The sequence below is a fragment of the Streptomyces sp. T39 genome, assembly GCF_008042045.1.
Lineage (GTDB): Bacteria > Actinomycetota > Actinomycetes > Streptomycetales > Streptomycetaceae > Streptomyces.
Map to the genome: position 1 here is coordinate 713,538 of NZ_RDBP01000037.1, position 10,343 is coordinate 723,880.

The window sequence follows — 10,343 nt, forward strand, 5'->3', positions numbered from 1 at the left end:
CATTACGGGGAAGGACACCGCACGCGCACCGGAAAGCAGCGGTATTCAGCGCCACCCCACAGGGAGCGCCGCCGGGCAAGGAGGGCCGCATGACCGTACGGCGAGTAATGGGCATCGAGACGGAGTACGGGATCTCCGTCCCCGGCCACCCGAACGCCAATGCCATGCTCACCTCGTCCCAGATCGTCAACGCCTACGCGGCGGCGATGCACCGGGCGCGCCGCGCCCGCTGGGACTTCGAGGAGGAGAACCCGCTGCGGGACGCCCGCGGCTTCGACCTCGCCCGTGAGGCCGCCGACTCCAGCCAGCTCACCGACGAGGACATCGGCCTCGCCAATGTCATCCTCACCAACGGTGCGCGGCTCTACGTCGACCACGCCCACCCCGAGTACAGCTCGCCGGAGGTCACCAACCCCCTGGACGCCGTCCTGTGGGACAAGGCCGGCGAACGCATCATGGCCGAGGCCGCCGAGCGGGCGGCGCAGCTGCCCGGTGCGCAGCCCATCCATCTGTACAAGAACAACACCGACAACAAGGGCGCGTCCTACGGGACCCACGAGAACTACCTGATGAAGCGGGAGACCCCCTTCTCGGACATCGTGCGGCACCTGACGCCCTTCTTCGTCTCCCGCCAGGTCGTCACCGGCGCGGGCCGTGTGGGCATCGGCCAGGACGGCCACGACCACGGCTTCCAGATCAGCCAGCGCGCCGACTACTTCGAGGTCGAGGTCGGCCTGGAGACCACGCTCAAGCGGCCCATCATCAACACCCGCGACGAGCCCCACTCCGACGCCGAGAAGTACCGGCGCCTCCATGTGATCATCGGCGACGCCAACCTCTCGGAGATCTCCACCTACCTCAAGCTGGGCACCACGGCGCTGGTCCTGTCGATGATCGAGGACGGCTTCATCACCGTCGACCTCGCCGTCGAGCAGCCCGTGCGCACCCTGCACCAGGTCTCGCACGACCCGGACCTCCAGCACCTCGTCAGCCTCCGCAGCGGCCGCACGCTCACCGCCGTGCAGCTCCAGATGGAGTACTTCGAGCTCGCCCGCAAGTACGTCGAGGAGCGCTACGGGGCGGACGCGGACGAGCAGACCAAGGACGTCCTCGCGCGCTGGGAGGACACCCTGAACCGCCTGGAGACCGATCCGATGAGCCTGGCGGGCGAGCTCGACTGGGTCGCCAAGAAGGAGCTCATGGAGGGCTACCGGCGCCGTGACGGCCTCGGCTGGGACGCCGCCCGGCTCCACCTGGTGGACCTCCAGTACGCAGACGTACGCCCCGAGAAGGGCCTCTACAACCGGCTGGCGGCCCGCGGCAGGATCAAGCGCCTGCTGGACGAGCGGGACGTCGAGCGGGCCGAGGCCAAGCCTCCGGAGGACACCCGCGCCTACTTCCGGGGCCGCTGCCTGGAGCAGTTCGCCGACGACGTGGCCGCCGCCTCCTGGGACTCGGTGATCTTCGATCTCCCGGGCCGTGACTCCCTGCAACGCGTTCCCACGCTGGAGCCGCTGCGGGGCACCCGTAACCACGTCAAGGAGCTCCTGGACCGCTGCCGCACCGCGGAGGACCTGCTGAAGGTCCTGTCAGGGGGCTGAAACGGCTCCCGTCCGGGAATCATGAAGGCAGGTCCCGGACGCCGAGCAGGAGCCGGGGCCGATGTCGGACCCGGCTTGTAGGGTCTGATCAGATACGTCGAACCGAAGCGGGGTGAGGTGGATGGCGACCAAGGACACCGGCGGCGGACAGCAGAAGGCCACGCGTTCCACGGAGGACGTCGAGGAGCAGGCGCAGGACGCGCAGGCTGCCGAGGACCTCAAGGAGCGCCAGGAGAAGCTGTCGGACGACGTCGACTCCGTCCTGGACGAGATCGACGACGTCCTGGAGGAGAACGCCGAGGACTTCGTGCGCTCCTTCGTCCAGAAGGGCGGAGAGTGAGCATCCCTTCGGAGTGAAGGCGGGGCGTCCGGCTGAGGCGCTGTGCACGCCACGGCGCTTCGCCGTGGCGTGCACAGCACCCACGGGCGGCGGACTGGCCGTGGCGCGGGTGCCCGGGCGTACCGGTCCGCCGCGGGCCGCCCCCGCGCGGGTGGCGAGGGGCCGCCGCCGGCACTTCCGGGATCCGCCGGGACCGCTTGTCCCGTTCATGTGGATCACCGTCACGAGACGGGTAGGGTCCGTGACGTCATGTGCTTCAACTGCAATTCGGCCATCGGCACGTTGGGGGACGATCCCGACACCCTGCGTCGGGCCGTCGCATACCTGGAGGGAAACGCGTGGAAGCCAACACTCGTAGCACCGGGCGTCTACCAGCTGCCTTCCTGACGCCGGGATCGTCGTCGTTCATGGACTTCCTGGGCGCGCACTCGCCCGATCTGCTTCCCGGCAACCGTGCCCTGCCGCCCGTGCAGGGCGCGATCGAGGCGCCGCACGGCACGACGATCGTGGCGACCACCTTCCCCGGGGGCGTGGTGCTCGCGGGTGACCGGCGCGCCACGATGGGCAACATGATCGCCCAGCGGGACATCGAGAAGGTCTTCCCGGCCGACGAGTACTCGGCGGTGGGCATCGCCGGCACCGCGGGCCTCGCCGTGGAGATGGTGAAGCTCTTCCAGCTGGAGCTGGAGCACTTCGAGAAGGTCGAGGGCGTCCAGCTGTCGCTGGAGGGCAAGGCGAACCGCCTGTCGACGATGATCCGGAGCAATCTCGGCATGGCCATGCAGGGCCTGGCCGTGGTCCCGCTCTTCGCCGGTTACGACGTGGACCGCGAGAAGGGCCGGATCTTCTCCTACGACGTCACGGGCGGCCGCTCCGAGGAGCAGGGGTACGCCGCGACCGGGTCGGGGTCGATCTTCGCGCGGGGAGCGATGAAGAAGCTCTACCGCGACGACCTCACCGAGGAGGAGGCGACGACGCTGGTCGTCCAGGCGCTGTACGACGCCGCCGACGACGACTCCGCGACGGGCGGACCGGATGTCGCGCGGCGTATCTATCCGATCGTCACGGTCATCACGGACGAGGGGTACCGCAGGCTGACGGACGAGGAGTCGTCCGGGATCGCGCGCGCGATCCTGGAGCGCCGGCTCGCCCAGCCCGACGGACCGCGTGCCGCGTTGCTCTGATGATGTTTTCGCCTTCGACAGAAAGGGACGGATAGCCGGTGTCGACGCCGTTCTATGTCTCACCTCAGCAGGCGATGGCCGACCGGGCGGAATACGCCCGCAAGGGTATCGCCCGTGGTCGCAGCCTTGTTGTCCTCCAGTACGCCGACGGCATCGTCTTCGTCGGCGAGAACCCGTCCCGCGCCCTGCACAAGTTCAGTGAGATCTACGACCGGATCGGGTTCGCCGCGGCCGGCAAGTACAACGAGTACGAGAACCTGCGCATCGGCGGTGTGCGGTACGCGGACCTCCGCGGATACACCTACGACCGCGACGACGTGACCGCCCGTGGTCTCGCCAACGTCTACGCGCAGACGCTGGGCACGATCTTCTCCAGTGCCGGTGAGAAGCCGTACGAGGTGGAGCTGGTGGTCGCCGAGGTCGGCGACGCGCCCGAGGGCGACCAGATCTACCGCCTGCCGCACGACGGTTCCATCGTGGACGAGCACGGCTCGGTCGCGGTGGGCGGCAACGCGGAGCAGATCAGCGGCTACCTCGACCAGCGCCACCGCGACGGGATGTCGCTGGCCGAGGCCCTGAAGCTGGCCGTGCAGGCGCTGTCCAGCCAGGCCAACGGCAACGACCGGGAGATCCCGGCCGACCGGCTGGAGGTGGCGGTCCTGGACCGGACGCGACCGCAGCAGCGGAAGTTCAAGCGGATCGTGGGCCGGCAGCTCGCGCGTCTGCTGGGCGCCGAGGAGGCTGCCACGGCGCCGACGGACGCTCCGTCGGACGAGGCGGACGACGCCTCCGACGGCGAGGAGTAGCCCTCGCACGACGCAGACGAGTGCCCCCCGGCCGCCACGGCGGCCGGGGGGCACTCGTCCGTTCGCTCAGTCGCGCGGCGGCGGGGCGCTGGAGCCGCGGACGACGAGCTCGGCGGGGAGGCTGTCCTGCGGGTGCGGGCGGTCGTCGAGGACGGCGAGCAGAGCGGTCATGCCGCGTTCCCCGGTGCGCTCGGCCGGGAGCCGGACGGTGGTGAGTTCCGGTTCGAGGGCGGTGGCGAGGGCCAGGTCGTCGAATCCCGTCACGGACACGTCGGCGGGCACGCGCAGACCGAGCCGGCGGGCCGCCTTGCACGCCCCGGCGGCCAGGACGTCGTCGTCGCAGAGCAGCGCGGTGGGCCGGGGCCCCGGGGCGGTGAGGGCGGCCTCGGCGGCCGCCAGGCCCGCGCGGACGTCCAGGGCCGCGGTGACGGTGCGCAGCTCCACCCCGGGGGCCGCGGTGACGGCGGTGCGGAGCGCCTCGGCGCGGGCGTCGAAGGTCCACGAGGCGACGGCGGACGCGAGATGGACGATGCGCCGGTGGCCGAGGGCGATCAGATGGCCGGCGACCTGGCGCATCCCGTCGGCGACGTCGATGTGGACATGGGCGGCGACGCCCGGTTCCGCGGGGTCGCTGTCGAGCATGACCAGGGGGAGGTCGGCCCCGCGGATGGCGCTGAGGGCTCCGGCGGCCATCGAGGAGGCGATCACGCCGTCGAGTGCGGCGCTGGCGGAGGCGAAGGGGTCCCGGGCGGGCCCGGTCCCGTCGGGGGACGGGTAGAGGACGACGCCGAAGCCGTGCCGCTCGGCGACGGCGGAGGCGCCGGTGTAGACGCGGGCGAAGAACTCGTTGGTGAGGGCGGGGACGACCAGCAGGGCCGTCCTGGTGCGGCCGAGGCGCAGGTTGCGGGCGGCCAGGTTCGGCCGGTAACCGAGGTCGCGGGCGGTCTCGCGGACCAGGGCAGCCGTCCGCTCGCCGACCCGGCCGCGCCATTTCCCGCCCAGCACGAGGGAGACGGTGGCCTGCGAGACCCCCGCGGCGCGGGCGACGTCCTTGCTGGTGGGCCGGGCGGCCGCGGGAACGGGGCGGGGGGTGGGGGGTGCCATGGATGCCCGTTCTCGGCCGCGCGGGATGTGACCCGTCCGGGGCGGCGGCTCGGTGGACCCCCGGACTGTGGTCATGGTACGTATGGAGCATCAGGTTATACGTAAAACCTCGGCGGGGCCGGGGGAGAGGGGGAGCGGTATGGCCGCCGGGTACGCGGACATCCTCAAGGCACCGCATGCCGCGCGCCTGCTGGCGGGCACGCTCGTCGGCAGGCTGCCCAACGCCACCGCGCACATCGCGATCGTGCTCTTCGTCCGCGCCGAGGGCGGCAGCTACACGCTGGCCGGCCTCCTGGCCGCCGTCTACGGGCTCGCCACCGCCGTGGGTCAGCCGCTCCTCGGGCGCGCCGTCGACCTCTACGGCCAGCCCCGGGTCCAGCTGCCCGCGGCGGTCGTGTCGGGCCTCGGCATGCTGCTGCTCGCGGTCGCGGGGACCGGCTCGCTGCCCGTCGCCTACGCCGCGGTGACCGTGGCCGGGCTCTTCACCCCGCCCCTGGAGGGCGGGCTGCGGGCACTGTGGCCGAATGTGCTCGGTCATCAGGACCGGGTCCACCGGGCCTACGCCATGGACGCGGTGGCCCAGGAGATCCTGTTCACGCTCGGCCCGCTGCTGGTGACGCTGATCGTGGCCGTCGCCTCGCCCGGGGCGGCGCTGCTGGTGATCAACGCCATCGGTGTGCTCGGCGCGCTGTCCGTGGTGGTCTCCGAACCCTCCCGCGCCTGGCGTTCGGCGCCGCGCGAGGCGCACTGGCTGGGCGCGCTGCGCTCCGGGGGCCTGCTGGCCCTGCTCGGCGCGTTCTTCTTCGTCGGCCTCGCCCTCGGATCGATCACGGTGGCCGGGGTGGCGTACGCGGACGACCTGGGCCGCGAGTCGGTGTACGGCTGGCTGATGGCCGCGCTGGGGCTGGGCGCGCTGCTGGGGGGCCTGGCGTACGGGGCGCGGAGTTGGGCCGGTGAACCGGAGCGCCGGCTGCGGGTGATCGTCGCCCTGCTCGCCCTCGGCTACCTGCCGCTGGCGTTCACCCCCGGGGTGGCCGCGATGACGGCCCTGTCCGTCCTCGCCGGTGTGTTCCTGGCGCCGGCGCTCGCCTGCGCGTTCATCGTGGTCGACCGGCACGCGCCGCGGGGCACCGTCACCGAGGCCTTCTCGTGGCTGGTGACCACCTTCGGGGTCGGCGCAGCGGTCGGCACCGGGGTCGCCGGGCCCGCCGTCGAGGGCGGCGGCACCGCGTGGGGCTTCGCCGTCGCCGGCGCGGGGGGATTCGCCGCACTGCTGGTCCTGACGGCCACTCAGCGGGTGCTGTCCCGTCCGCCCGCCGCGGAGGGTGCCGGGCCCGCGGGGGACGGCCCGGGGGAAAATGATCGAAACGGTGCCGCCCAACCCGGTTTCAGCTCAGGCCGTGAGGCGTAATGTTCAGACATGGACCGCCGCATTTTCGGGCTGGAGAACGAGTACGGCGTCACGTGCACGTTCAGGGGACAGCGCCGACTGTCACCTGACGAAGTGGCGCGCTACCTCTTCCGCCGTGTCGTGTCATGGGGCCGCAGCAGCAATGTCTTTCTGCGGAACGGCGCCCGTCTGTACCTCGACGTGGGTTCGCATCCGGAATACGCAACGCCGGAATGCGACAACGTGACCGAGCTGGTCACGCACGACAAGGCGGGCGAGCGCATTCTCGAGGGCCTGCTCGTCGACGCCGAACGCCGCCTGCACGAGGAGGGAATCGCGGGCGACGTCTATCTCTTCAAGAACAACACCGACTCGGCGGGAAACTCCTACGGCTGCCACGAGAACTATCTCGTGGCCCGGCACGGCGAGTTCTCCCGGCTGGCCGACATCCTCATTCCGTTCCTGGTGACGCGGCAGCTGATCTGCGGCGCCGGCAAGGTGCTCCAGACCCCGCGCGGCGCGGTGTACTGCGTCAGCCAGCGCGCCGAGCACATCTGGGAGGGCGTCAGCTCGGCGACCACCCGTTCGCGCCCGATCATCAACACCCGTGACGAGCCGCACGCCGACGCGGAGCGCTACCGCCGTCTCCATGTCATCGTCGGCGACTCGAACATGTCCGAGACGACCATGCTGCTCAAGGTCGGGGCCACCGACCTGGTGCTGCGCATGATCGAGGCGGGCACGGTCATGCGCGACCTCACCCTGGAGAACCCGATCCGGGCCATCCGCGAGGTCAGCCACGACATAACGGGCCAGCGCAAGGTCCGCCTGGCCAGTGGCCGGGAGGCCTCGGCGCTCGAGGTCCAGCGCGAGTACTACGAGAAGGCCGTCGACTTCGTCGACCGCCGCGGCATCCGCACGGGCACGGTCGCCCAGGTGCTGGAGCTCTGGGGCCGCACGCTCGACGCGATCGAGGCGGAGGACCTCGACCGCATCGGGACCGAGATCGACTGGGTCATGAAGTACAAGCTCATCGAGCGGTACCGCGCCAAGAACAACATGACCATGTCCCACCCGAGGGTCGCGCAGATAGACCTCGCCTACCACGACATCCACCGCCGGCGCGGGCTGTACTACCTCCTGGAGCGCAAGGGCCAGGCCGCCCGCATCTGCAACGACCTCAAGATCTTCGAGGGCAAGTCGGTGCCCCCGCAGACCACCCGGGCCCGGCTGCGCGGCGACTTCATCCGGCGGGCGCAGGAGCAGCGCCGGGACTTCACCGTCGACTGGGTGCACCTCAAGCTCAACGACCAGGCGCAGCGCACCGTGCTCTGCAAGGACCCCTTCCGGTCGGTCGACGACCGGGTGGAAAAGCTGATCGCCGGTATGTAACACGCATCCCGGAACGTCACTCGGGCCCCGTACGTTTCTCGTGCGGGGCCCGGGGCACGCCCTAGAGTGTCCCGGACCCGAATGTGCCGTTAGAGATCTGAGGAACACGTGCGCCGACTTGCCGGCCTTATCGTCGCCCCGCTGCTGCTGTTGTCGGCAGTCGCGTGCGGCAGCGAGCAAAAGGCCTCCGACTCCGCCTCCTCCCAGGGTGGTCTGCCCGCCATCACCGCCGGAGCCGCGTTCGGCGAGAAGCCGACGCTCGCCAAGGGCGAGGGCGACCCGCCGAAGGAGCTGAAGACCGAGGTCATCAGCGAGGGCGACGGCGCCACGCTCAAGAAGGGCGACCAGATCCAGGTCAATTACCTGGGCCAGACCTGGGACTCCGACCAGCCGTTCGACAACAGCTTCGACAAGAAGCAGCCCTTCGATCTCACGCTCGGGGCCGGACAGGTCATCAAGGGCTGGGACCAGGGGCTCGAAGGCAAGAAGGTCGGCAGCCGCGTCGAGATGTCGATCCCGCCGGAGCTGGGCTACGGCGACCAGGGCCAGGGCGAGATCAAGCCGAACTCCACGCTGGTGTTCGTGGTCGACATCCTGAAGTCGACCACGCTGCCGACGTCCGCCAAGGGCACCGAGGTCGCCCAGGACAACATCGACCTGCCCAAGGTCGGCACCAACACCGACGGCAAGGCCCCGTCGCTGACCGTGCCCGACAAGGCCGCGCCCACCAAGCTCGTCTCGAACTACGTCATCGAGGGCGACGGCCCGGCGGTCAAGAAGACGGACACCCTCGCGGTCGCCTACAAGGGTGTGCTGTGGAAGGGCGGCAAGGAGTTCGACAGCAGCTACGCCCGCGGCGGCGCTCCGGTCAGCTTCCCGCTCGCGCAGGTCATCCCGGGCTGGCAGCAGGGCCTGGAGGGCAAGAAGGTCGGCAGCCGTGTGCTGCTGGTGATCCCGCCGGACCTGGCCTACGGCGACCAGGAGCAGCAGGGCATCCCGGCCAAGTCGACGCTGGTCTTCACCGTCGACATCCTGTCCGCCTCCTCCTGAGGCGCCGCCCCGGCGGCACGGCCCGGCCGGGACGTTCTGAGAGACTGTCCCGGCCCACTCGACAAGTAGAACCGCAAGGAGCACCTTCCGTGAGCATCGAGAAGCCCGAGATCGACTTCCCGGGCGGCGAGCCGCCGGCCGACCTGGAGATCAAGGAGATCTGGGAGGGCGACGGCCCGCAGGCCAAGGCCGGCGACACGGTCCAGGTCCACTACGTGGGCGTGGCCTTCTCCACCGGCGAGGAGTTCGACGCCTCCTGGAACCGCGGCACCCCGCTCGGCTTCAAGCTCGGCGCCGGCCAGGTCATCGCGGGCTGGGACCGCGGCATCCAGGGGATGAAGGTCGGCGGCCGCCGCCAGCTGACCATCCCGGCGCACCTCGCGTACGGCGACCGCGGCGCCGGCCGGGCCATCGCCCCGGGTGAGACGCTGATCTTCGTCTGCGACCTGGTCGCGGTCTGACGGAGTGCGCGCGGCGCCGCGCGCCGTGCGACGAGGGCCCACGCCTGCAGGCGTGGGCCCTCGCTTTTGTCCGGACACCCCGGGGCGGTACGGTCGACGGGCACAGGGCACTCCATAAGAAGAAGGTGAAGGGCGTCGATGGCCATTGCCAAGGCCGAGCGGCTGATGAACCTGGCGCTGTGTCTGCTCGGGACGGGGCGGCCGCTGAGCAAGCGCGAGCTGCGCGGTTCCATCGAGGCGTACATGGAGGCCTCGACCGACGACTCCTTCAACCGCATGTTCGAGCGCGACAAGGACGACTTGCGCGAACTCGGCCTGGTCATCGAGACGGTGGAGTCCCTCGACGGCGACATCGGCTATCTCGCCCGCCGGGACAGCAACAGCCTGCCGCCCATCACCCTCGACGCCGAGGAGGCCGCCGCACTCGGCCTCGCCGCCAAGGTGTGGCAGCAGGCCCGTCTCGCCGGTGCCGCCAGCGGCGCCCTGCAGAAGCTGCGCGCGGCCGGCATGCCCGAGACACAGGACGTCTACGAGGACCGGCACAGCGCGCTCGAACCGCGCATCCCCGTCCACGAGGCCGCCTTCGAACCGCTGATGCTCGCCTGCCGCGACCGCCGGCCCGTCGTCTTCGACTACCGCAAGGCCAACGCCGCCCGGCCCGAGCAGCGTCACGTCGAACCGTGGGCGCTGGAGTGCTGGCGCGGCCACTGGTACCTGGCCGGGCACGACCGGGAGCGCGGTGCCGAGCGGGTCTTCCGGCTGTCGCGCATCACCGGCCGGGTCCGGGCCCGGACCGGCGCCTTCACCGCGCCGGTGCCCGATGTCGTCACCGTCCGCGAGACGGTCGAGAGCTGGGCGGGGGAGACCGCGACCAGGACCGCGCTGATCCGGCTCCGCTCCGGCTGCGGCTACCCGCTGCGTGCCCGTGCCGTGGGCGTGCGGGAACTCGGCGACGGGTGGGACGAGTTGGAGATTCCGTACGGGCACGGACTGGACGCCTGGCTGGTGGAGTTCG

General features: G+C 70.9%; 10 protein-coding genes and 1 pseudogene. 10 read left to right on the forward strand and 1 reads right to left on the reverse strand.

Annotated features, from left to right (window positions below):
• The first annotated feature begins 89 nt into the window (after positions 1–89).
• The 5 genes and pseudogenes from dop to prcA all read left to right on the forward strand — a co-directional run bounded on the left by dop (position 90) and on the right by prcA (position 3,931).
• A complete protein-coding gene (gene dop, locus EAO77_RS25710; protein ID WP_187283401.1) occupies positions 90–1,601 on the forward strand; it encodes a depupylase/deamidase Dop in 1,512 nt (503 codons plus the stop codon).
• A gap of 121 nt (positions 1,602–1,722) precedes the next feature.
• Complete coding sequence (locus EAO77_RS25715; protein ID WP_147990646.1) at positions 1,723–1,941, forward strand: ubiquitin-like protein Pup; 219 nt, start codon at positions 1,723–1,725, stop codon at positions 1,939–1,941.
• A gap of 204 nt (positions 1,942–2,145) precedes the next feature.
• Positions 2,146–2,328: pseudogene (locus tag EAO77_RS25720) on the forward strand (endonuclease domain-containing protein); the annotation flags it as partial.
• Positions 2,280–3,125 carry a proteasome subunit beta gene (gene prcB / locus EAO77_RS25725; protein WP_147990647.1) on the forward strand — a complete coding sequence of 282 codons (846 nt, stop codon included), beginning with the start codon at positions 2,280–2,282 and terminating at the stop codon, positions 3,123–3,125. The pseudogene EAO77_RS25720 and the gene prcB, both read left to right, overlap by 49 nt.
• A 38-nt stretch (positions 3,126–3,163) precedes the next feature.
• Positions 3,164–3,931 carry a proteasome subunit alpha gene (gene prcA / locus EAO77_RS25730; protein ID WP_147990648.1) on the forward strand — a complete coding sequence of 256 codons (768 nt, stop codon included), beginning with the start codon at positions 3,164–3,166 and terminating at the stop codon, positions 3,929–3,931.
• A gap of 66 nt (positions 3,932–3,997) precedes the next feature.
• On the opposite strand, the gene EAO77_RS25735 is transcribed toward prcA, so the two are convergent.
• A complete protein-coding gene (locus EAO77_RS25735) occupies positions 3,998–5,035 on the reverse strand; it encodes a LacI family DNA-binding transcriptional regulator (RefSeq protein WP_147990649.1) in 1,038 nt (345 codons plus the stop codon).
• Positions 5,036–5,174: 139 nt separating this feature from the next.
• On the opposite strand from EAO77_RS25735, the gene EAO77_RS25740 reads away from it, so the two are divergent.
• From EAO77_RS25740 to EAO77_RS25760, 5 genes are all read left to right on the forward strand, one after another.
• Positions 5,175–6,446, forward strand: coding sequence for an MFS transporter (locus tag EAO77_RS25740; RefSeq protein WP_147990650.1), 1,272 nt, complete (start codon positions 5,175–5,177; stop codon positions 6,444–6,446).
• A 9-nt stretch (positions 6,447–6,455) separates the two neighbouring features.
• Positions 6,456–7,817, forward strand: coding sequence for a Pup--protein ligase (pafA, locus tag EAO77_RS25745; protein ID WP_147990651.1), 1,362 nt, complete (start codon positions 6,456–6,458; stop codon positions 7,815–7,817).
• A 108-nt stretch (positions 7,818–7,925) separates the two neighbouring features.
• Positions 7,926–8,867 (forward strand): FKBP-type peptidyl-prolyl cis-trans isomerase, encoded by a 942-nt coding sequence (locus EAO77_RS25750; RefSeq protein ID WP_147990652.1) that lies wholly within the window; start codon positions 7,926–7,928, stop codon positions 8,865–8,867.
• A gap of 89 nt (positions 8,868–8,956) precedes the next feature.
• Positions 8,957–9,328, forward strand: coding sequence for an FKBP-type peptidyl-prolyl cis-trans isomerase (locus EAO77_RS25755; protein WP_147990653.1), 372 nt, complete (start codon positions 8,957–8,959; stop codon positions 9,326–9,328).
• A 138-nt stretch (positions 9,329–9,466) separates the two neighbouring features.
• Positions 9,467–10,343, forward strand: an 877-nt coding sequence (locus EAO77_RS25760; RefSeq protein WP_147991031.1) for a helix-turn-helix transcriptional regulator, incomplete at its 3' end; no start/stop codon positions are given.